A 22,199-nucleotide genomic window follows, 5' to 3' on the forward strand; every position below is an offset into this window, starting at 1 on the left:
TCTATACATGGCTGGATATTCACTAGGTTTCGGAGATCACATTAGCGGATTTTTTACGGCAGGTGATTTTTTTACAATCACAATCAGAAACCTATTATCGGTTTATTTTTTTGGATTGGGACTTCCCTTTATAGTTATCTCTATACGAAACTTTCGCGAGAGTGCGCCGGAGAGTGCTAAGAATATAGATTTAGATGATGAGTGCGGCAGTGATCGTTTGGGAAAAATTTTGGAAATTTTTTATATAAATCCAAGTTTATTTATAGATATTTTTGCGATATATAATCTTATTATTCTTATACTCTGTCTATACTTTAAAGTTCCACCTTGGTATCAATTGACTTTTATTTTTGTGTTTTTTGCTTTTTCTTCTAGATGGTGGAAAATTGCTGTTCAATTAAGTTTATCAAATTTTATCACTGAACTATTATGGTGCATGTTGGTATTTTCGATAAGTGTGTTTGGATTATCTTTGGATCAAGGTTTTTTGGATAGGCATGCGCCATATAAAAGTCTGAGTTATAATAGAGTGAGTTGTGATAAATTTACTGTTCTAACACCAATAGGCAGTAGGTTCATAGCGGTCACATCTGATGATAAACGCCATCTTATTGATGATAAGTGTCAGGTGGTTTTTGAATTTTCGCCTTCATATATTGCGTCATCAGAACCATTATTTGCGACAATGTATAGAATATATAAATATTGACCGTGAGTTTGGCAAATTTTTCTGATAAGAGCTATCTTATATTTCTGAGAAGCGGGCGAGTTATTTGATTTTTTGATCTAAAGCCTCAACTGCTACTGGGGAATTTTCTCGACAGGTTTTGTGGGCAAGCTGCCCCTATGTCCCTCGTAGAATCGCTCTCCACGCCCTAGCGTCTCCTAATGCCCCACGCCTCCTTCGTTCCCCTTCGTGTCTTCTCCTCCTACACGATGCTCGATGGCGCGATCGATCCCAAGGCGATTGCCAAGACGGCGGCGGAGCGGGGATTTCCGGCGGCGGCGATTACCGATCGCAACGGGCTTTATGGCAGTGTTGCCTTTGCCAAGGCCTGCTTCGATGCGGGCGTCCAGCCCGTCATCGGCACCATGCTCGCGGTGGCCCGCCCGGCGCGCGAAGGGGCGGCTAACACCGGCTTCGGGGCCAGTGCGCCCACTATCGACTGGCTCGCGCTCTATGCGCAGGATGCGGCGGGGTACGACAACCTCTGCCACCTCGTCAGCCAGGCGCACCTTGCGCGCCCGCTGGAATTCGCGCCGCATGTGCCGCTGGCCGAACTCGCGGGCCATACCGACGGCCTGCTCTGCCTGACGGCGGCGGGGGAGGGGGCACTCACCCGTCTGCTCGCCGATGGCCAGCAAACCGCCGCCGAGGCCTATCTCGCCGAGATCGAAGCGCTGTTCCCGCAGCGTCTCTATATCGAGCTCGCCCGCCGCAATGATCCCGCGGAAATGGCTGCCGAGGACGCGCTGATCGATCTCGCCTATGCGCGTGATCTTCCGCTTGTCGCGACCAATCCGGCCTGCTTTGCCGAGCGTGCATTCTACGATGCCCACGATGCGATGCTCTGCATCGCCAGCTCCACCCACGTCGATTCCACTGATCGTCCGCGCTCCTCAAAGGAATGGTGGATCAAGCCCGCGCCGATGATGGAAGAGATCTTCGCCGATCTTCCCGAAGCGCTCGCCAACACCCTCGTCGTCGCGCAGCGCACCGCCTACAAGCCGCCCTACCGCAAGCCGATCCTCCCCAGCCTCGCCGGCGACAAGGAAGGCGAGGCGCGGATGATGGCCGAGGATTCGCGCACCGGTCTCGTCGTGCGCCTCAGGCCCTACTACCCCGATGCCGCCGCCGAGGAACTCGCCGCAGCGCTCACCTGTCCGGTCGAGGAGATGGACAGCCTGCCTGCCGAAGTCCTGCGCGCCGAGGGGCACTGGGACGAGGTGAAGCAGTACCGCGACCGGCTCGAATTCGAGATCGGCATCATCAACCGCATGGGGTTTGGCGGGTACTTCCTGATCGTGGCCGACTTCATCAAGTGGGCCAAGGAACAGGGCATTCCGGTGGGGCCGGGGCGTGGATCCGGTGCGGGCTCCCTCGTCGCCTGGGCGCTCACCATCACCGATCTCGATCCAATCAAATTGGGCCTGCTGTTCGAACGCTTTCTCAACCCGGAACGCGTCTCGATGCCGGACTTCGATATCGACTTCTGCGAAACCCGGCGCGGCGAAGTGATCCGCTATGTCCAGCGCAAATATGGCGACGATCACGTCGCGCAGATCATCACCTTCGGCAAGCTGAAGGCCCGCGCGGTGCTGCGCGATACGGGGCGCATCCTCCAGATGAGCTACGGGCAGGTCGACCGCCTGTGCAAGATGGTGCCCAACCATCCGACCGACCCCTGGCCGCTGCCCCGCGCGCTCAATGGCATCGCAGACCTCAAGCGCGAATACGACCGCGATCCCGAAGTGCGCCGCCTCATCGACCTTGCGATGCAATTGGAAGGCCTGCCGCGCAATAGCTCTACCCACGCTGCGGGCGTGGTGATCGGTGATCGGCCCCTTGCGCAGCTCGTCCCGCTCTATCGCGATCCGCGTTCGGACATGCCGGTCACGCAGTTCGACATGAAGTTCGTCGAGGAAGCGGGCCTCGTGAAGTTCGACTTCCTTGGTCTGAAAACGCTCTCGGTGCTGCGCAAGGCGGTCGATCTGATGGCCAAGCGCGGTATCCAGATCGATCTCGACCGGCTCGCGTGGGATGACGCACAGGTCTACAAGCTGCTCCAGTCGGGCGACACCGTCGGCGTGTTCCAGCTGGAATCGGAAGGTATGCGCCGCACGCTGGCGGCGGTGAAACCCACCAATTTCGGCGACATCATCGCGCTCGTTTCGCTCTACCGCCCAGGCCCGATGGACAATATCCCGCTGTTCGGCCGCCGCAAGAACGGTCTGGAAACGATCGAATACCCGCACGAAAAGCTCTCGGTCATCCTCGCCGAGACCTACGGGATTTTCGTCTATCAGGAACAGGTCATGCAGGCCGCGCAGATCCTTGCGGGCTACTCGCTGGGCGACGCCGACTTGCTGCGCCGCGCCATGGGCAAGAAAGTCCAGGCCGAAATGGACGCGCAGCGCCAGCGCTTTGTCGATGGTTGCCTGACCGTTTCAGGGATCGACGCCAAGAAGGCCAATGAGCTGTTCGACTTGATCGACAAGTTCGCAGGCTACGGTTTCAACAAGTCCCACGCCGCTGCTTACGCGCTGCTCGCCTATCAGACGGCCTGGCTCAAGACGCACTATCCGCACGAATTCTACGCCGCCTCGATGTGCTTCGATATGCACCAGTCGGAAAAGCTGGCCGTGTTTGTCGACGACATGCGCCGCTCGGGGATCGCGCTCCATGGGCCGGATATCAACCGCTCCGAAGCTGAATTCACCGTCGAGCGTACCGAAGATGGCTATGCCGTGCGCTATGCGCTCGCCGGGCTGCGCAATGTCGGCGAAAAGGCGATGGACGCCATCGTCGCAGAGCGCGAGGCCTCCGGGCCATACACCAGCCTTGATGACCTTTTTCGCCGCCTGCCTGCGGGTGCGATGAACCGGCGCGGGCTCGAAGCGCTCGCCGCCGCGGGGGCGTTCGATGCGCTGGAGCCCAACCGCGCGCAGATCACGGCCAACGCGGAGCTGCTCATGGCCGTGGCGGACGAAGCCGTCCGTTCGCGCACATCGGGGCAAGCTGGGCTGTTCGGCGCAGAGGACCATGCCGTCCCGGCAACGCGGCTTTCGGAGGCCGCACCTTGGTCGCGCGCCGATCAGATGGCAGCCGAACGTGATACCTTCGGGTTCTATTTCGCCGCGCACCCCGTCACCGAATACCGCGCTGTTGCCTCCGCCAATGGCGCACGCAGCTATGGCAGTCTGATCAGCGGCGACGGAGACGCTGCCGGGGGCCGCACCGGCGCCGTCATGGCCGCGCTCGTCGAGAACGTGAACCGGCGCAAGACGAAGAAGGGCAATGATTTTATTGCCGCCGATTTCTCGGACAGCACCGGCCAGTTCTCCGCCTCGTGCTTCGAGGAAAGCCTCGTCGAGCCCTTCCAGCAATGGGCGCGTGAGGGCACCTGCGTCCTCCTCAATGTCGAGCTGGACCGCCCGAACCCGGATGAGCCCCCGCGCATCACCGTACGCGGCGCGCGCCCGCTGGCCTCGGTCAGCAGCGCCGCGCGCATGCTTTTGAAGCTTGATGTGACCAGGCCCGAGGCCATGTCCGAACTCGCGCTGCTGCTGCCGCGCGCGGAAGGGGCAAGGGGTGAAGTGATCGCCCGCCTGCGCACGGGTACGTCGCGCGAACCGGTCATGCGGCTCGGCAATGATTTCTCACTTGATTCGGATGTAATCGAGCGATTGATTCCGGTGGAAGGGCTTGCCAATGTGGCCCTCACCGCAAGGCCGGACCGGCATCTGCGGCTCGTCGAATAGAACAATCAACGTAAAAGGGGAGTAAGGCATGCAGCTGGGCGCCATGCAGGATTGGTCGCTGCGCGTTACGCGTTTCATCGACCATGCCGCGCGTGAACATGGTGGCCGCGAGATTGTCTCGCGCTGGGCCGATGGCAGCGAGAGCCGCACCACCTGGGCCGGCATCCGCCACGATGCGATGCGGATGGCGCAAAAGCTCGCAAAGCTGGGGATCAAGCCGGGCGACCGCGTCGCGACCCTCGCCATGAACCACCACCGCCACCTCGTGACGTGGTACGGCGCGGTCGGCGTCGGCGGGGTGCTTCACACGATCAATCCCCGCCTGTTCGATGATCAGCTCGATTACATCGCCAACCACGCCGAAGACCGCGTCCTGCTGTTCGATGCTGCCTTCGCGCCGATCATCGAACGGATGAAGCCGCGCTGGAAGACGATCGAGCACTACATCTGCTTCGACAGCAGCGGCCCGGCCGAGCACTTCGAGGACTGGATCGCCAGCGAAGACGGCGAGGGCGAATGGGCCGATGGCGACGAGCGCGATCCTTGCATGCTCTGCTACACCAGCGGCACCACCGGCAATCCGAAGGGCGTGCTCTATGAGCACCGCTCGACCGTACTCCACGCCATGACCGCGATGACCCCGCAGGTCTTCGGCATGGATTGTCGCACCGTCGCGCTGCCGATTGTTCCGATGTTCCATGCCGCGAGCTGGGGTCTACCCTGGGCCGGGGCAGCGGCGGGCGCCAAGTTCGTCTACAGCGCTGTCAACGAGGCATCGGTGCTCTGCGAGTTGATGGAGCGCGAGAAGGTCACAACCTCGGCTGGCGTGCCCACGGTCTGGCTCAGTCTGCTCCAATACATTGACGCCAACAGCAAGGACATCCCGTCCTCGCTGCACACGGTCGTTTGCGGCGGCTCAGCGATGCCGCGCGCGATGATCGAGCGCTTCATGAAGAAGGGCCTGCGCGTCGCCCATGCTTGGGGCATGACCGAAACCTCGCCCATCGGCACGACCGGCACCGAAACCTCGAACTGGGATGAGCTCTCCTTCGACGAGCAGGTCACGGTGAAGGCGATGCAGGGCCGCGTGCCCTTCGGCGTCGAGCTGCGCTGTGTCGATCTCGATGATTACAGCAAGGTCCTGCCCCGCGATGGCAAGGCCTCGGGCGCGCTGCAGGTGCGTGGACCCTGGGTGGTCGGTCGCTACTTCAAGGCCGAAAGCCCCGCGACCGACGCCGAAAACTGGTTCGACACCGGCGATGTCGCGGTGATCCACCCCGACGGCACCCTGCAACTGACCGACCGCACCAAGGACGTGATCAAATCGGGCGGCGAATGGATCAGCTCGGTCGAGCTCGAAAACGCGGCCATCGGCTTCCCCGGCGTGGCTGAGGCCGCCGCCATCGGTGTCTACCACCCGCGCTGGGACGAGCGGCCATTGCTGGTGGTGGTAAAGAAGCCCGGCGTGGATGTCTGCCCGGATGGTCTGCGCGAGTATCTGGGCACCCAGGTCGCCAAGTGGTGGCTGCCCGATGCGGTCGCCTTCGTGGATGAAATTCCCCACACCGGCACCGGCAAGATCAGCAAGAAAGACCTGCGGGACCAGTTCCGCGACTGGCAGTGGAGCGCCTGATATGACCGAAGTCTATATCGATCCAAGCCGCGAGAACTTCGCGAAGTTCAAGGCCCTGCCGCGCGACACGCCGATCCATATGCTCAACCTCGTCCGCTTCCGCGAACTTGCCGCCTATCCCGAAGGCCATCCGTTGGCTGACAAGGGGCTGACGGGTGCGGAGGCCTACCGCGAGTACATGCGGACGATCCAGCCTGTGCTGGCCCGTTCCGGCGGACAGATCGTCTGGGCAGGCGGGTTCGAGGCGATGGTGACCGGGCCTGCCGAATGGGAGTGGGACGAGACCTTTGTCATGGCCTATCCTGATGCCGCATCCTTCATGGGCATGGTCAAGGATCCGGACTATGCTCCGGTCGTCGTCCACCGGCAGGCAGCCGTCGCCACATCGCGGCTCGTTCGCTTTGCTCCAAGGGAAAGCCTGGCCTGATGATCATCGCCACCACCGAAAACGTCGCTGGCCGTGAAGTGACCGAATGCCTTGGGCAGGTCTTCGGCGTGGTGGTGCGCAGCCGGGGCCTTGGCGGCAACATCGTCGCCGGGCTTCGCTCGATCATTGGCGGCGAGATCAAGGAATACTCGGCGCTGGTGGAAGACACGCGCCGCCATGCGATCGACCGCCTTGTGATGAACGCGGCGCTGATGGGCGCGGACGCTGTCGTGATGATGCGCTTCGATTCAGGCTCCATCGGTCAGACGATGAACGAAGTCGTCGCCTATGGCACGGCGGTCAAACTGAAGCCCCAAGGGTGATGGCGTGACGCCGAATGGCCGCATCGCCGCGCTGGTCCTTGCCGGGCTTGCCGCAATCGGCGGCGTGCTGATGCAGGCGGCCGGCAAGGATGGCGGCGGTTTCCCGCTGTTCGTGCTTGCCGCGCTGATCGCGGTCGGCACCGTGTTTGACGCGGGTTACCTCGAGCGTAGACGCCGCCCTCGCGGCACCTGGCAGCTGACGGCTGAGCGCGAGATCGATCACCAGTCCGGCCAGATACTCGAAGTCTGGTACGATCCTATCTCCGGTGAGCGGCGCTATCTCCCCACGGGCGAGCGACCGGATTAGAACAGGTCCAACTGTCCGTCGCGGCTGGGGGCGCGGAACTGGCTGCAATCGAGCACTGGCTTGGCCTGCGGGATACCTGCGCGCTTCATCCCCAGCCGGAAGCGGCCCCGCACCAGATCGGCCCAGACGCCCTTCGGCTTCATCCGGCTGAAAAAGCGCGCGTCGTTGTCCTTGCCCTCGCGCACCGATTGCACAATTCCCATGACCTTGGCGGCACGGTCCGGAAAATGCAGATCAAGCCACTCGCGAAACAGCGGCGCTACTTCGTGCGGCAAGCGCAACATGATCCAGCTCGCCGACTGGACCCCGCGCGCACCCGCTTCGGCGAGGATCTCCTCGATAAAGCTGTCCGTGATCGCCGGAATGATCGGGGAGACGGAGACATTGGCATGCACGCCAGCCTTCGCCAGCGCTTCGAGCGCGGCAAGACGCTTGGCCGGGGCGGAGGCGCGCGGCTCCAGAATGCCCGAGAGCCGCGGATCGAGGCTGGTCACCGAAATCGAAACTGCGGTGAGGCCGCGCTGCGCCAGCGCAGTCAGCAGATCGAGATCATCGAGGACCCGCGCTGATTTGGTGGTGACGGTCACCGGATGCCCGGTTTCGAGGCACACTTCCAGCACGCGGCGGGTGATGCGGTAGCGCGCTTCGATCGGCTGGTAGGGATCGGTATTGGTGCCGAGCGCCAGCGGGGCAGGGCGGTAGCCGCGCGCCGCGAAGGCCTTGCGCAGCAGATCGGGCGCGGAAGGCTTGGCAAACAGCTTCGTCTCGAAATCGAGGCCCGGCGAGAGATCGTGCCAGGCATGCGTCGGCCGCGCATAGCAATAGACGCAGCCATGTTCACACCCGCGATAGGGATTGAGCGATCGATCGAATGGGATGTCGGGCGAAGTGTTCCAGGCGATTGCCGTCTTGGGAAACTCCTCGGTCACCGTCGTGCGCAGCTTGGGCCCCGGTCCATCGACGCTGGCCGCGGTATCGAGCCAGTCGCCGTCAGCCTCCCGCGTGTTCAATCCGAAGCGCGTGGGCACCCGTGCCGATTGCGCCCCGCGTCCGCGTACAATGGAATCGGATCTGCCCATGAACGGAACATATATAGAACATGTATGGATTTCCAGCGCTTTTCCAGCACCCGCGCTGCTGCTCTAGCTCCATTTCGGGGCCGACTGAGATTGCGACGCTGGCGTCAGTCCGCTTCTGTCGGCGAACGGGTGGACGGAGCATGGAATGGAAGACGGCTATCTTCACTATCAGGCGCTCAAGGGCTGGGATGACGCACCGTTCATGCAGCCCTCGCCGACCGATGCGCAGTTCTTCGCGCACTATCTGGGCGGTGCGGTGGCGGCGGGTGCGCTGGTGGCCGAAGTCGGCTTTGGCAATGGCAATTTCCTCGGCTGGGCAGCGGGTCGGGGTGCGCAGGTCTTCGGTTCGGAAGTCCAGGCCGCCGCGCGGGAAAAGGCCGTGGCTGCCGGCGTGGGGCTCCTTCCGCTGGACTTCACCGCGTGGAAGGACGTCCTGCCGGGCCGCCTTCGCGTGATCGCCGCGATCGATGTGATGGAACACCTGACGCGCGCTCAGAACAGCGAACTGCTCGCCGCCGCCGCGCGCCTGCTGGAGCCGGACGGATTGCTGTTCGCCCGGTTCCCGAACGGGCAGAGCCCGCTTTCGCTGCCGATCCAGCATGGCGACCAGACGCACGTATCCGTGCTGTCGGCCCCGATTGTCGAACAGATGGCGCAGGGCCTCGCGCTCGAGGTGGTCTATGCCGGGCGGCCATTCAGGCCCTATGCCGGTGGCCTTCCCGGCCGCATCGCGCGCAAGGCGCAAGATGTTGTGCGCGGCGGATGCGACCGCGCGATCCGCATGGTCTACGGACCGCTGCAGATGCATGCCAACACGGTCATGGTGCTGCGCCGGACGTGACGTTTTGCCGCGAGGGCTCGCAGCGGTCCTAGGTGCGGTGAGCCTACTTTTCGAGCAGGCGGGGCATGAGCTCGACGAAGTTGCAGGGCCGGTTGCGGCTGTCGAGCTGCTCGGCAAGGATTCCGTCCCAGCCGTCCTTCACCGCCCCGTTGGAGCCGGGGAGGGCGAAGATATATGTGCCCCGCGCCACCACCGCGCAGGCGCGCGACTGGATGGTGCTGGTGCCGATAGTCTTGAAGCTGAGCCAGCGAAACAGCTCGCCAAAGCCCGGAATATCGCGGGTCTTCACGCGGTCGAGAGCTTCGGGCGTCACGTCGCGGCCGGTCAGGCCCGTGCCACCGGTGATCACCACCGCATCCACGCTGCGGTCGTCGATCCAGTTGTTGAGGCGGCTCGCGATGCGGCCAGCATCGTCCTTCTCGATCGCCCGCGCGACGAGATGGTGGCCTGCGCCCTTGACCCGTTCGGCGAGGATATCGCCGGAGGTATCGTCCTCCGGCCCGCGCGTGTCCGAAACGGTCAGGACCGCGATGTTGATCGGCTTGAAGGTGCGCGAAGTGTCAATTGCCACGCGAAGCCATCCTCACGCTTTCCGCGCCGGTCAGGCCCGGAAACTTCGGCCACATGCCCTGCGCAAGGCCGATGCGGCTTTCTGAAGGGCCGCCGGCCTGGCGCTCGTACATCCAGTAATTGCGCATCACGATTGAAACGTAGCCGCGCGTTTCCCAATAGGGGATCGATTCCATCCACAGCAACGGATCGCCATTGTCGCGGATCTCGCTGTTCCAGCGCGCGATTGGCATCGGCCCGGCGTTGTAGGCCGCGATCACCTTGGGCAGCAGGCCGCCGGTCGCGCCCGAATCCTTGAGCTGCACCAGATACCCCTGGCCGAACGCCATGTTGACGTCTGGCAGGTCGAGCTGCTTCTCGCGGCCGACCATGGCCGGTTCATTGCGGGTAAGGCCGCGGGCGGTGCCGGGGAGGACCTGCATCAGCCCGCGCGCGCCGGCAGGGCTGACGACTGCCGTGCGGAAGTTCGATTCCTGCAGCGAATGGGCAAACAGCAGCGCCGGATCGACCTTCCAGCCCGTCGCCGGCACCCAGCGCGGCGCAGGGAAGCGCGCGGCGGCATCGGCCTTGGCGCCGGACGGCGCGTTGTAGGCCATCCACAGCTGCGTTGCAGGCAGGCCGAGATCGCGCGCAAGGCGCGAAAGCGGCGCGTATAGCGAGGGATCGCCGATCCGGGCCTGATGGCGCAGCAATTCGTCGGCAAGGCCATCTTCGCCGATCTCGGCCAGTTCCACCGCAAGGCGCACGTTGCTGACCTGACGGAGTTGCTGCCAGTCTTCCGAGGTGAAGTCCGGCGCCGAGGCGAGGCTGGTTTCCTTGAGGCCGAGCGCTTCGCTGGCGATCATGCCATAAAGCGTATCGCGCAGCCGCGCCGCGCTGCGCAGCGCGGTGGCAACCTTTTCCGGCGCCCGGCAGCGCATCCACGCGCGCCCGGCCCAATAGTTGGCGGCGGCGTTCAGTTCATCGTTCTGCGCAGCGCTGGCCGCTTGTTCGAAGCTTGCCGCTGCGTTCTGGCAATCTCCCTGCCGCCAGGCGGCAAGCCCGGCCGTCCACAGCGCTTCGGCTACCCACGGCCCGTTTGCCCCTTGCAGCGCGCCGAGCGAGACATTGCGCGCATTAGCGTCGTCGTTCTCGATATAGAAGGCCCAGCCCACGCGCTGGTGCCATTCGGCCCGTGCTTCGACCGAGAGGCTGGACTCGATCCCGTCGAGCAGCACGCGCGCGCCAAGTGGATCGTCGTTCTTGATGCGGTCCTGGATCGCCAGCGCCACGCTGTCAGGCATCGTGCCGTCTGCCACGGGGCGCGGCTTGATGCGCTTGGGCAGGCCGGGAAGCGAGACCATCGGCTGTGCGCTGGGGAGGGCGGGTAGCTCGGTCGCGCCGCGCTTGAGGGCAAGGCGGCCCAGCTGCTCCGCCCAGGGCAATTCGGGTGCGGTGGACAGAACCTGCGTCAGCGGCGCCAGTTCGGCACGCGGCGAACTCGCCGCGAGGTAGTATTGTGCCCGCGCCACGGCGTGGAGCGGGCCATCGGCGCGCTGCGTGAGCAGCGTCTGCACAGTGGTCCAATCCTCGCGCTCGATCGCGCCGAACATCTGCTTGTAGTAGGCGCGGTCTTCCTGGCTGAGCAGGGCAGGGACCGACGTGCGGTCAGCGCGCGAACGGAAATACTCGGCGGCAGCGCTATTGGCGGCAGCCGGGGCGGCCGTACCGATCGCAAGCACGGCGGCCGCAGCAAGCATGGCGGTGCGGCTCACTTTCATTAATGATTGGCCCCGCACGAATATCCCACTCCGGATCTCTTCCCGTTTCAGTCTGCCAGCTCTTGTCGTCATGCCGCAGCAGCATCCGTTGCTGCCCCGTCCAACCATCGCTGCCAGACCCCCGCCTTCCAGCTCGGCTTGGCCAGCAAAGTCTCGAGATCGTATTCGAAACCCGCCATAACTGTGCCAGTCTCATGGTTAAGTGCGCGTAAATGGTGAGCATTATGCGCTGAGCCGTGCCCCAATAGCGCCGAGATGTCGCCGCGGCCGAATACCAGCATACGCTGCGGTGCGGCGAGCGCGACATGTCGTTTGAGCACGTCACCAAGGCCAGCGCTGCCCAGTCCTGCCCAATCGGGCAAGGCGATTCGGGCGGGAAGAGCGGAGGCGCGGTAGACTTCGCCCGGATCGATGCCCATGGCGGATAGCATGGCATCGAGCAGTTTGCCGCACCGGCCCGAAAGCAGCGCCTCGCCATCGTCCTCGGCCGGCATCGGCACCAGAACCATGAGTTTAGCACCATGTCGCCCAACCGGTGCGAGCCGCTTTGCACCGCGCGGCGCAAGCGATGGTTCGGAGAGCCACCAGGTAGCAAAATCTTCTATTTTTTCGGGCCATCCGCTGCGATCTTCAGCAATTGGCCCAGGTTCTGCCACCTGCGCGGAGACGCGCGGCGGCCGCTTCTCGGTCGGCGGAAGGGCTGGCGCCGCTTTGGCCGCAGGCGTCGGAGCCTCAGCCGCCAGCCAGTCCTGCGGCGCATCGACAAAGGCCATGTCGACCCCGGCCTCGGCCCACCAGCCAAGCGCGGCTTCAAGCGCCTTGCCCAATGACCTGTCACTTGTGTCTTGCAGTCCCATCACCAAGCGGTCTTGACCTTGCTGGCCGCAGCTTTCAAGGCAGGGGCTTGAGCTTTCGGGGCACAGCGTGCCCAATATGGGGTCGGAGCGAGAGAGAATGAGCGAACGGGAATCGATGCCGTATGACGTCGTGATTGTCGGCGGCGGGCCTGCCGGCCTCGCAGCGGCGATCCGCCTCAAGCAGGTCAATTCCGAGATATCGGTCTGTATCCTCGAAAAAGGCTCGGAAATCGGCGCCCACATCCTCTCGGGCGCGGTGGTCGATCCCAAGGCGCTCGATGAACTCCTGCCGGAATGGCGAGAGGCGGGCTGCCCGATGGCGGAAACGCCAGTCACCGACAACTGGCACTGGGTGCTGACCCGCTCCGGCAAGACGGCGCTGCCGCACTGGCCAATGCCTCCCTTCATGTCGAACCACGGCAACTACACTGGCAGCCTTGGCAGCCTCTGCCGCTGGCTGGCCGATCAGGCGACCGAGCTCGGTGTCGAGATCTTCCCGGGCTTCCCCGCCGCCGAAATTCTCTACGACGACAATGGGTCGGTGCGCGGCGTCGCCACCGGCGACATGGGCATCGCCAAGGATGGCAGCAAGAAGCCGGACTATCAGCCGGGCATGGAGCTGCTTGCGAAATATACATTGTTTGCAGAGGGTGCGCGCGGACACCTCACAAAGCAGCTCAAGGCCAAGTACGACCTTGAGCGCGATTGCCAGCCGCAAGTCTACGGCATCGGCATCAAGGAACTGTGGGACATCGATCCTGAAAAGCATGTGCCCGGCCGCGTGATCCACACGCAGGGCTGGCCGCTTTCGGAGAGCAATGCGTGGGGCGGCGGCTTCCTCTATCATCAGGCGAACAATCAGGTCGCCCTGGGCTTTGTTACCGCGCTGGATTACGCGAACCCCTACGTCTACCCTTACGAGGAATTCCAGCGCTGGAAGCAGCATCCGGCGATCCGCGCAATCCTCGAAGGCGGCCGCCGCGTGTCCTACGGCGCGCGGGCGATCAACGAAGGTGGCTGGCAGTCAGTGCCGCGCCTTGCTTTCCCGGGCGGTGCGCTCATCGGGTGCTCGGCAGGCTTCGTAAACGTGCCGCGCATCAAGGGCAGCCACACCGCGATGAAGAGCGGCATGCTCGCCGCCGAAGCGATTGCCTCTGCCATGGCCAATGGCCGCGAACAGGATGAGCTTGGCGAATACGACAGCGCCGTGCGGGAAAGCTGGATCGCCAAGGAATTGAAGCTCGTCCAGAACGCGCAGCCGCTGGTTGCCAAGTTCGGCGGCTCGCTCGGCACCGTGCTGGCCGGTGCGGACATGTGGGCGCGCGTGCTCAAGGTGAATCCGATCGGCGCGATGAAGCACCACAAGGACAGCGAGCACACGATGCGCGCCGACCTGTTCAAGCCGATCGAATATCCCAAGCCCGACGGCGTGATCAGCTTCGACCGCCTGACCTCGGTCTCGTTCTCCTACACAAATCACGAGGAGGACCAGCCGTGCCACCTCGTGCTCAAGGACCCGAGCGTTCCGACCGCGATCAACCTGCCGCTTTACGCCGGGCCTGAAGCACGCTTCTGCCCCGCTGGTGTCTATGAATTCCTCACCGGCGAAGACGGCAACCCGCGCCTCCAGATCAACGCCCAGAACTGCGTCCACTGCAAGACCTGCGACATCAAGGACACGACGCAGAACATCGAATGGGTGACGCCCGAAGGCGGCGGCGGCCCGAACTATCCGAATATGTGATGGAGCGGAGGCCAGAGCTTCTCCAACTTTCCAAGCAAACAGGGTGACCCATGGATGATAGCGCTCAAGGTGCATCCTCATCACTGAGGAAGAGCATTGGGACACTTTCTGGTTTTTTGAGGATATCTATTCCGAGTTGCCGGGTTTTGAGTTCTGGCCTCAGGGGGCAACTCGACGGACTAATCTGGGAGATAGGACGAAGGGGTTTTGAAGCCGGCTTTAAAGCAGCGCATGAAGAATGTGCGAGGAGGGCAGAGAGCACCGGTGAATTTCCAACCTCTATCACGTTTCATGGAAGTCCGCGCCTTGCGCCTCAAGCTGACGGGGCAGTCACAGTTCGCTCATCAGTTCAGAAAACCAAAATCTTTAAAATGCCTAAGTTTGCTCGTGAGGTCTCTTTCTGGGATCGGTTCGACTTTCGTCGCAAGTGACGAAAACAGGAATAAGTCACGATGCGCGAAACCGCCTACGCCAAGATCAACCTTGCGCTCCACATCAGGCGGCGGCGCGAGGATGGCTATCACGAGCTCGAGACGTTGTTCGCGTTCGTCGATGCGGGCGATGAACTGGCAGCGGAACCTGCGGGCGCAGACAGCCTTCATGTGGTGGGCGAGTTTGCCACAGGACTCTCCGATCCTTTCGGCAATATCGTCGCCAAAGCCTTGAATTCCTTGCCCCATGGCAAGGGCTGGGCCGTGACGCTCGAAAAGCGGCTACCCGTTGCGGCAGGTCTCGGCGGCGGTTCGGCCGATGCCGGTGCGGTTTTCCGCATGGTCGAGCGGGAGCACGGGCTGCCGGATGATTGGCACGCCCGCGCTGCGAAGCTTGGGGCAGATGTGCCTGCCTGCGTGCTCAGCACGGCCTGCATCGGGCGCGGCACCGGCACCGAGCTTGAACCTGTGCCCAACGATCTCGCCGGAACCCCGGTCCTCCTCGTCAATCCGCGCATCCCGCTCGCCACAGGGCCGGTGTTCAAGGGCTGGGACGGGATCGACCGCGGCCCCATGCCACCAGGCGATCTGCGCACCATCGCGCTCGAAGGCCGCAACGATCTGGAACCCAGCGCCATCGCGCTCGTTCCTGAAATCGCTGACGTCATCGCCACCCTCGCTGCCAGCGGCGCATGGCTTGCCCGCATGTCCGGCTCCGGCGCTACCTGTTTTGCGCTCTACGACACGCCGGAGGCGCGCGACGCCGCTGCCAAGACAATGCCAGCGGCATGGTGGCATCTTGCTGGCAAGCTTCGCTAACCCCAACCCGTTCGTGTCGAGCGAAGTCGAGACACTATGCGACGTGCGTGGTGTCTCGACTTCGCTCGACACGAACGGCTAAAGGAAATCATGAAGTCTGAAGCCTACGAAATTCTCGGTACACCGCGCTTTGGCGGCATTCTCGTCGTGTCCGATCACGCATCGAACCGGGTTCCTGCCGATATCGATCTCGGCATCCATCCCGCGCTGCTGGATCAGCACATTGCCGTCGATATCGGTGTTGCCGGTGTGGCTGCCCATATGGCCCAGCGCCCCGGAATCGCCGCGTTCCTGGGCGGGGTCAGCCGTCTCGTATGCGATTTCAACCGCGATGAGCATGGCCCCACCGTCTGCCCCATTGCCAGTGACGGCCATGCCATTCCCGGCAATGCGCTTGATCATGCCGGCCACGAAGCCCGCCTCGCACGCTTCTACCGGCCCTACCATGAAGCGCTCGCGGCGCTGCTCGACTCGGCACCGCCAGCGCTGATCCTGTCGCTCCACAGTTTTACGCCGCAGCTTGCGAGCGATCCCGCGCAGCAGCGCCCCTGGCAGGTCGGCGTGCTCTACAACGAAGATGACCGCGCCGCGCGCCTCGCGATTCCGTTGCTTGAAGCCGAAGGCCTCGTCGTCGGCGATCAGGAACCCTATTCGGGCCGCCTTCTCAACGCGACGATGAACCGCCACGCCGAGGCCGAAGGGCGGCCCTATTTCGGCATCGAGGTGCGGCAGGACCAGATTGCGGACCCTGCCAACCACGCCTTGTGGGCCGAACGCCTCGCCCGCATCGCCAATCAGGTTGCCATCGCGCTCGGCGCATAAGGGTGATCCGCAGGATGGTTGCGGAGATTACTTTCGACCCGAAAGCCCGCTTGCGGTAGGTGCGCTGCATGATCGCCTGCGGGCGAATCCCAATCTTCGAGAGAGAATGCCAATGCCGGTCTATCGTTCCAGAACCACCACCCACGGCCGCAACATGGCGGGCGCGCGCGGCCTGTGGCGCGCTACGGGCATGAAGGACAGCGATTTCGGCAAGCCGATCATCGCTGTCGTCAACAGCTTCACCCAGTTCGTGCCCGGCCACGTCCATCTCAAGGACCTCGGCCAACTCGTCGCGCGCGAGATCGAGGCGGCAGGCGGCGTCGCCAAGGAATTCAACACGATCGCGGTCGATGATGGCATCGCCATGGGCCACGACGGGATGCTCTATTCGCTCCCCAGCCGCGATCTCATTGCCGACAGCGTGGAGTACATGGTCAACGCGCACTGCGCCGATGCCATGGTCTGCATCTCGAACTGCGACAAGATCACCCCTGGCATGCTCATGGCCGCGATGCGCATCAATGTGCCCGCGGTGTTTGTTTCGGGCGGGCCGATGGAGGCGGGCAAGGTTGTCCTCAATGGCAAGGAAGTCGCGCTCGATCTCGTGGACGCGATGGTCGCGGCTGCGGACGACAAGTATACCGACGAAGAAGTCACGGCGATCGAGCGCTCTGCGTGCCCGACCTGCGGTTCGTGCTCGGGCATGTTCACGGCAAACTCGATGAACTGCCTGACGGAGGCGCTCGGCCTCTCGCTCCCCGGCAACGGCTCGGTGCTGGCAACGCACGCCGACCGCGAGCGGCTGTTCCGCGAAGCGGGTCGCCGCGCGGTCGCGCTGTGCCGCAGCTACTACGAAGAGAACGACGAGAGCGTGCTCCCGCGCCAGATCGCCAGCTTCCGCGCGTTCGAGAACGCGATGAGCCTTGATATCGCGATGGGCGGGTCGACCAACACCGTGCTCCATCTGCTGGCGGCTGCGCACGAGGCCGGCGTCGACTTCACCATGGCGGATATCGACCGCCTTTCGCGCCGCGTGCCGTGCCTCTCCAAGGTCGCGCCGGCCAAGTCCGACGTCCACATGGAAGACGTTCATCGCGCTGGCGGGATCATGGCGATCCTTGGCCAATTGGAGCGGGCAGGGCTGCTCCATACCGACTTGCCCACCGTCCACAGCCCGACCATGGCGGCGGCGATCGAGAAGTGGGACATTTCTCGTAGCAATGACCCGCAAGTGCATGAATTCTTTAAAGCGGCACCCGGCGGCGTGCCGACACAGGTCGCCTTCAGCCAATCGCGCCGCTGGAAGGAACTCGACCTCGACCGCGAGACTGGCGTGATCCGCTCAGCCGAGCATGCCTTCAGCCAGGATGGCGGGCTTGCCGTCCTCTTCGGCAATCTCGCCAAGGATGGCTGCATCGTGAAGACGGCGGGCGTCGACGAGAAGATCCTCAAGTTCAGCGGTCCAGCCAAGGTTTACGAAAGCCAGGACGCTGCCGTCACCGCGATCCTCACCGGGCAGGTCGAAGCAGGGGACGTCGTCCTGATCCGCTACGAAGGCCCACGCGGCGGCCCCGGCATGCAGGAAATGCTCTATCCCACGAGCTACCTCAAGTCCAAGGGCCTCGGCGCTGCCTGCGCGCTCGTTACGGATGGACGCTTCTCGGGCGGCACCTCGGGCCTCTCCATCGGCCATTGCTCGCCCGAAGCGGCCGAGGGCGGCACGATCGGCCTTGTCGAAACGGGCGACCGCATCGAGATCGATATTCCCGCCCGCTCGATCAATCTCATGGTCGATGACGCCACGCTCGCCGAGCGCCGCAAGGCCGCCGAAGCGCGCGGATGGCAGCCGGTGAAGCCGCGCCCGCGCAAGGTCAGCCTCGCGCTTCAAGCCTATGCCCTGATGACGACCAGCGCCGCGCGCGGCGGTGTGCGCGATCTCTCCGGTATTGTCCGCACGAGCGGCACGCAGGATGCCGGCTGACCTAGACCAGGTCCTCGATGTCGCCGCGATGCGCGCCGCCGAAGCGGCCCTCATCGACGGCGGCATACCTGCGCAGACGCTGATGGAAGTGGCAGGCCGCGCGCTCGGTGAGTGGGCGCGGCGGCTCGGGAGCGGGCGTCCGGTCACGGTGCTCTGCGGTCCCGGCAACAACGGCGGCGATGGTTACGTTGCGGCGCGCTACCTCATGGAACAGGGCGTTCCCGTCACCGTGATCGCCGCGCGTGAACCCCTGACGCCGGAGGCCCGCACGGCGCGCGCGCTCTTCTTGGGCGAAGTCCATGCGCCCGGCGCGTTCCCAGCAGGCGCGGTGCTGCTCGATTGCCTTTTCGGCAGCGGCCTCTCGCGGCCCTTGCCGGACGACTTGTTCGCCCTACTCACCGGCCTCGCCGAGGGGCATACCCTGCGCATCGCCGCAGATCTCCCCAGCGGAATCGAGGCGGATAGCGGCGCTGTGCTCAATCCCGGCCTTCCGACGTGTAACGTAACGGTTGCGCTCGGCGCCTGGAAGCACGCGCACTATGCCATGCCCGCCGCTCCGCTGATGGGTGCGCTGCGGCTTGTCGAAATCGGCGTGGCGGCGGTGCCGGGCGCAGCGCGAGTGCTCGCCAAGCCCCGCATATCGCCGCCCGCGCCGGATGCGCACAAATACAAGCGCGGCCTGCTCGCGGTTGTCGCCGGCATGATGCCCGGCGCGGCGCTGCTCTCGGCCGAGGCCGCGCAACGCTCCGGAGCGGGCTACGTCAAACTGCTCGCCCCCGCGCGGCCCGAAGGCGTCCCGCCTACGCTGGTCTGTGACGTCAGTGATCTTGCCGCGCTTGCCGATCCGCGCATTGCCGCCCTGCTCGTCGGTCCGGGGCTGGGGAGGAGCGCCGAGGCCGCGGCCCGTCTTGCCGCTGCTCTTTCCGCAAATCGTCCCATCGTGATCGACGCGGACGCGCTGGTGCTGCTGCGCCCGGAAAGCCCAGGCATGGCACCACGCGTCCTCACCCCGCACGAAGGCGAAATGGCTGCGCTTGAAGCTGCTTTCGGCCTTGCCGCCACCGGCACCCGCCGCGCCCGCGCGCTGGCCTTGGCAAAGGCCGCGAAGGCCGTTGTCCTCCTCAAAGGCCCGGACAGCCTGATCGCCAACCCCGGCGGTGACGTCATCGTCAGCCCCCGCGCTTCCGCCTGGCTTTCGGTCGCGGGCAGCGGCGACGTCCTTGCCGGGATTATCGCCAGCCGCTTGGCCGTCCACGGAGATGCCTTCCTCGCCGCGCAAGAAGGCCTGTGGCTCCATGGAGAAGCCGCGCGGCGGTGCGGGCCTGCCTTTACTGCCGGAGACCTTGCGGCTGCCACGGGTTATGCCCTAAGCGCCGCGTGTCCATGAACAACCTCGGCCTTATCATTCGCGTCGCCGCCAAGGGCGAAGGCCAGACGGTTGACGGCCGTTACGTTGCGCTTGCCGCGCCCGGTGACGTGCTCGAGGCGGACGGCACGCTGACGCCCGGTCCGGACCATGCCGCGCCGTCATGCCGGCACTTTCCGACCTGCGGGGGCTGCCAACTCCAGCACCTCTCGGAAAGCGCGCTCACCGCTTATGTCGGTGGCCGGGTTGAGGGCGCTGCACGCGGGCAGGGCCTCGATCCGGGCGAAGTCGCGCCGCCGCACTTGTCCCCGCCCGCCACACGCCGCCGCGCCACGCTCCATGCGCAGGCCATCGGCAAGCGCGTCGTGCTGGGTTTTCGCGAGCAGGGTTCGCACAAGATCGTCGATTGTAAGGAATGCCCGGTCCTTGCGCCCGAGCTCGCCGCACTGATCGGCCCCTTGCGCCGCCTGCTCGAAACGCGCAGCGAGCGTAGCCTTTCCGTCGATGTCGCGCTGACTTTGGCCGATCAGGGACCGACCGTCGATATGGCCGGCCTCAAGATGGAAGGGCTCGCGCAGACCGAACGCTTGCTCGATTTCGCGCGCGACAACGGCGTCGCCCGCCTCACGCTCGATCAGGGCGATGGGCCCGAGACGGTTTGGGAGCCCGATCCCGTTACCGTAACGCTCGGAGGCGTGCCTGTCGGCCTGCCGCCCGGTGCGTTCTTGCAGGCCACGCATGATGGCGAAGAGGCGCTCATTGCCGCCGCCCGTGTGTGGCTAGCGAATGCGCCCACCATCGCCGATCTGTTCTCCGGCCTTGGCACTTTCGCCTTCGCGCTGGCGGGGCAGGGGGCAGGCACCAAAGTCCTCGCGGTCGAGGCTGCGCGCGATGCGCATATGGCCTGCCAGGCTGCCGCCCGCATGCACGGAAGGCCGGTCCACGCGCTTCACCGCGATCTGTTCCGCAATCCGCTCCAGAAGGCCGAGCTGGACCGGTTCGCAGCCGTCCTGCTCGATCCCCCCCGCGCCGGTGCGCGCGATCAGGTGGTGCAACTCGCCACGTCGGTGGTCCCGCGCATCGTCTATATCAGCTGCAACCCGGCCAGCTGGGCCAAGGATGCCGTTACTCTGATCGAGGGCGGGTATCGGCTCGCCGGGCTCGTGCCGGTGGGCCAGTTCCGCTGGTCCACCCACGTCGAGCTGGCGAGCCTATTCGTCAGGCCGTAAATACTGCCATCGCGGCGTGCAGGATCAGCGCCATCAGCGCCAAGCTCGAAAGCGCAAATAGCGCAAAGCGCGGCGCCACCTTGTTCACGGTCGACTGGAAGATCGAGTGGACCACACGCAGTCCCACATAGGCCCAGGCGATCATCAGATTGACCCCATCGCCCTGCTGAATCAGCGCCAGCACCAGCGCCACTGCATAGAACACTGTAGGTGCCTCATGCAGATGATTGTAATTGTGCGCTTTCCACTGGATGCTTGGCGATAGCAGGCCTTCCAGTTTGGCACCCGTCCAGCCCACATCAGCCTTGGGATCATCCGTTTTCGGCAGTGCCGTGATCGCGGGGATGCGGGTGGCATACATCCAGAACCACATCACCATCGTCCAGATCGCAAGCGCGACCACCGGCTTCAGGATTTCCATTCCCGTCATGTTTTGCTCCCCACAGTATTGCTGACACTGTGGTGAATAGGCCCGATTCGATTGTCAATTGCAACCGATCATCCCTCCGCGATCACTTTGGCAAACGCAGCCGGATCAACGTTCCCGCCGGAAAGGATCACCGCCGTCCGCCCGTCCGCCGGGACTTTGCCTGCCAGCACCGCCGCAAGTGCCGCCGCGCCGCCCGGCTCGACCACCAGGCGGAGCTTGCTGAAGGCATAGCGCTGCGCCGCGCGCACTTCAGCCTCGCTCACCGCCACGCCGCGCATCCCGTGCGCGGTCATGACGGCAAAGTTGATCGGGAACGTAGCCAAGGTCTGCAAGGCATCGCAGGCCGTCGGCGGCGGCGCGCTGCCGACACTGACAATGGCGCCTCCCGCCAGACTGCGGGTGACGTCATCCCAGCCTTCGGGTTCTACCGGCACGACCTCAGCATCGGGGCACGCCAGCGCCAGCCCCGATGCGAGCCCGCCGCCGCCACACGGCGCAACAATTCTTGTAGGCGCGCCGCCGGCAAAGCATTCCATCTGGCCTGCAAGCTCGATCCCGGTCGATCCCTGACCCTCGATCACCCAGGGATCGCCATAGGCGTGGACCAGCACCGAGCCCTGCTCGGCGCAAATCGCGGCGGCAATGGCATCGCGCGATTGGGTCAGCCGTTCGTATTGCACGACCTCAGCCCCCAACCGCCGCGTCTCGTTCAGCTTCACCGCAGGTGCATCGGCGGGCATCACGATCGTCGCGGCAATCCCCAGCCGCCGCGCTGACCAGGCTACGCCCTGCGCATGGTTGCCGCTCGAAACTGCGACCACGCCGCGCGTGCGCTCTTCCTCGGTCAGGTCGGTCATCCGGTGCCACGCGCCGCGGATCTTGAAGGCCCCCATCGGTTGCAGGCATTCGGCCTTGCACCAGACGGTTGGGCCGCCATTCGGCAGCTCCAGCGCCAGCAGGGGCGTATGCGGGACCAGCGCGCTCACTTTGACAGCCGCGCGCAGCACGCCTTCTCGAGTTGGGGCGCGCGTCGGTTCGCGGACCAAGGGGGCAGGGTTCATTTCGGGACTTGGGTTTGTCATGCCCATACCCTAAAGG

Annotated in this window: 19 protein-coding genes; 13 read left to right on the forward strand and 6 right to left on the reverse strand. The window is 64.1% G+C overall.

Annotation, left to right across the window (positions count from 1 at the left end):
* Positions 1–7 precede the first annotated feature (7 nt).
* From Q0071_RS13050 to Q0071_RS13075, 6 genes are all read left to right on the forward strand, one after another.
* On the forward strand, positions 8–709 hold the full coding sequence (locus Q0071_RS13050; RefSeq protein ID WP_298169941.1) for a hypothetical protein: 702 nt from the start codon (positions 8–10) through the stop codon (positions 707–709).
* 179 nt (positions 710–888) lie between these two features.
* The gene (dnaE, locus tag Q0071_RS13055) at positions 889–4,482 is read left to right on the forward strand and encodes a DNA polymerase III subunit alpha (protein ID WP_298169944.1); all 3,594 of its coding nucleotides are present in this window, start codon (positions 889–891) and stop codon (positions 4,480–4,482) included.
* Between the two features lie 28 nt (positions 4,483–4,510).
* The gene (locus Q0071_RS13060) at positions 4,511–6,115 is read left to right on the forward strand and encodes a long-chain fatty acid--CoA ligase (RefSeq protein ID WP_298169946.1); all 1,605 of its coding nucleotides are present in this window, start codon (positions 4,511–4,513) and stop codon (positions 6,113–6,115) included.
* Between the two features lies 1 nt (position 6,116).
* Positions 6,117–6,542 (forward strand): DUF1330 domain-containing protein, encoded by a 426-nt coding sequence (locus Q0071_RS13065; RefSeq protein WP_298169948.1) that lies wholly within the window; start codon positions 6,117–6,119, stop codon positions 6,540–6,542.
* Positions 6,542–6,865 carry a YbjQ family protein gene (locus Q0071_RS13070; protein ID WP_298169951.1) on the forward strand — a complete coding sequence of 108 codons (324 nt, stop codon included), beginning with the start codon at positions 6,542–6,544 and terminating at the stop codon, positions 6,863–6,865. The genes Q0071_RS13065 and Q0071_RS13070 overlap by 1 nt, the downstream gene beginning before the upstream one ends.
* A gap of 4 nt (positions 6,866–6,869) precedes the next feature.
* The gene (locus Q0071_RS13075; protein ID WP_298169953.1) at positions 6,870–7,172 is read left to right on the forward strand and encodes a hypothetical protein; all 303 of its coding nucleotides are present in this window, start codon (positions 6,870–6,872) and stop codon (positions 7,170–7,172) included.
* On the opposite strand, the gene Q0071_RS13080 is transcribed toward Q0071_RS13075, so the two are convergent.
* Positions 7,169–8,251 (reverse strand): PA0069 family radical SAM protein, encoded by a 1,083-nt coding sequence (locus tag Q0071_RS13080; RefSeq protein WP_298169956.1) that lies wholly within the window; start codon positions 8,249–8,251, stop codon positions 7,169–7,171. The genes Q0071_RS13075 and Q0071_RS13080 overlap by 4 nt on opposite strands.
* A gap of 145 nt (positions 8,252–8,396) precedes the next feature.
* Here Q0071_RS13080 and Q0071_RS13085 point away from each other — a divergent pair, with 145 nt between their 5' ends.
* Positions 8,397–9,092, forward strand: coding sequence for a methyltransferase domain-containing protein (locus tag Q0071_RS13085; RefSeq protein ID WP_298169958.1), 696 nt, complete (start codon positions 8,397–8,399; stop codon positions 9,090–9,092).
* Positions 9,093–9,135: 43 nt separating this feature from the next.
* On the opposite strand, the gene moaB is transcribed toward Q0071_RS13085, so the two are convergent.
* The 3 genes from moaB to Q0071_RS13100 all read right to left on the reverse strand — a co-directional run bounded on the left by moaB (position 9,136) and on the right by Q0071_RS13100 (position 12,354).
* Complete coding sequence (gene moaB / locus Q0071_RS13090) at positions 9,136–9,663, reverse strand: molybdenum cofactor biosynthesis protein B (RefSeq protein ID WP_298169961.1); 528 nt, start codon at positions 9,661–9,663, stop codon at positions 9,136–9,138.
* A complete protein-coding gene (locus Q0071_RS13095) occupies positions 9,653–11,401 on the reverse strand; it encodes a lytic transglycosylase domain-containing protein (RefSeq protein ID WP_298169963.1) in 1,749 nt (582 codons plus the stop codon). The genes moaB and Q0071_RS13095 overlap by 11 nt, the downstream gene beginning before the upstream one ends.
* 89 nt (positions 11,402–11,490) lie before the next feature.
* Positions 11,491–12,354, reverse strand: a complete 864-nt coding sequence (locus Q0071_RS13100; protein WP_298169966.1) for a hypothetical protein — start codon at positions 12,352–12,354, stop codon at positions 11,491–11,493.
* Positions 12,355–12,376: 22 nt separating this feature from the next.
* On the opposite strand from Q0071_RS13100, the gene Q0071_RS13105 reads away from it, so the two are divergent.
* The 6 genes from Q0071_RS13105 to Q0071_RS13130 all read left to right on the forward strand — a co-directional run bounded on the left by Q0071_RS13105 (position 12,377) and on the right by Q0071_RS13130 (position 20,671).
* Positions 12,377–14,023, forward strand: a complete 1,647-nt coding sequence (locus tag Q0071_RS13105) for an electron transfer flavoprotein-ubiquinone oxidoreductase (RefSeq protein ID WP_298169968.1) — start codon at positions 12,377–12,379, stop codon at positions 14,021–14,023.
* Positions 14,024–14,475: 452 nt separating this feature from the next.
* Positions 14,476–15,273, forward strand: a complete 798-nt coding sequence (locus tag Q0071_RS13110; protein ID WP_298169971.1) for a 4-(cytidine 5'-diphospho)-2-C-methyl-D-erythritol kinase — start codon at positions 14,476–14,478, stop codon at positions 15,271–15,273.
* Positions 15,274–15,363: 90 nt separating this feature from the next.
* Complete coding sequence (locus Q0071_RS13115; RefSeq protein WP_298169973.1) at positions 15,364–16,095, forward strand: N-formylglutamate amidohydrolase; 732 nt, start codon at positions 15,364–15,366, stop codon at positions 16,093–16,095.
* A gap of 112 nt (positions 16,096–16,207) precedes the next feature.
* Positions 16,208–18,076, forward strand: coding sequence for a dihydroxy-acid dehydratase (gene ilvD / locus Q0071_RS13120; RefSeq protein WP_298169976.1), 1,869 nt, complete (start codon positions 16,208–16,210; stop codon positions 18,074–18,076).
* On the forward strand, positions 18,066–19,463 hold the full coding sequence (locus Q0071_RS13125; RefSeq protein ID WP_298169978.1) for an NAD(P)H-hydrate dehydratase: 1,398 nt from the start codon (positions 18,066–18,068) through the stop codon (positions 19,461–19,463). The genes ilvD and Q0071_RS13125 overlap by 11 nt, the downstream gene beginning before the upstream one ends.
* The gene (locus Q0071_RS13130; RefSeq protein ID WP_298170212.1) at positions 19,460–20,671 is read left to right on the forward strand and encodes a class I SAM-dependent RNA methyltransferase; all 1,212 of its coding nucleotides are present in this window, start codon (positions 19,460–19,462) and stop codon (positions 20,669–20,671) included. Before Q0071_RS13125 ends, Q0071_RS13130 begins: the two co-directional genes overlap by 4 nt.
* Here the strand turns inward: Q0071_RS13130 and Q0071_RS13135 are convergent.
* Together Q0071_RS13135 and Q0071_RS13140 are read right to left on the reverse strand one after the other, a co-directional pair.
* Positions 20,661–21,101, reverse strand: coding sequence for an MAPEG family protein (locus Q0071_RS13135; RefSeq protein ID WP_298169981.1), 441 nt, complete (start codon positions 21,099–21,101; stop codon positions 20,661–20,663). The two genes, Q0071_RS13130 and Q0071_RS13135, sit on opposite strands and share 11 nt — an antisense overlap.
* A gap of 68 nt (positions 21,102–21,169) precedes the next feature.
* Positions 21,170–22,183, reverse strand: coding sequence for a pyridoxal-phosphate dependent enzyme (locus Q0071_RS13140; protein WP_298169984.1), 1,014 nt, complete (start codon positions 22,181–22,183; stop codon positions 21,170–21,172).
* Between the last annotated feature and the right edge of the window lie 16 nt (positions 22,184–22,199).

This window comes from Novosphingobium sp., from assembly GCF_027486195.1.
Classification (GTDB): domain Bacteria; phylum Pseudomonadota; class Alphaproteobacteria; order Sphingomonadales; family Sphingomonadaceae; genus Novosphingobium.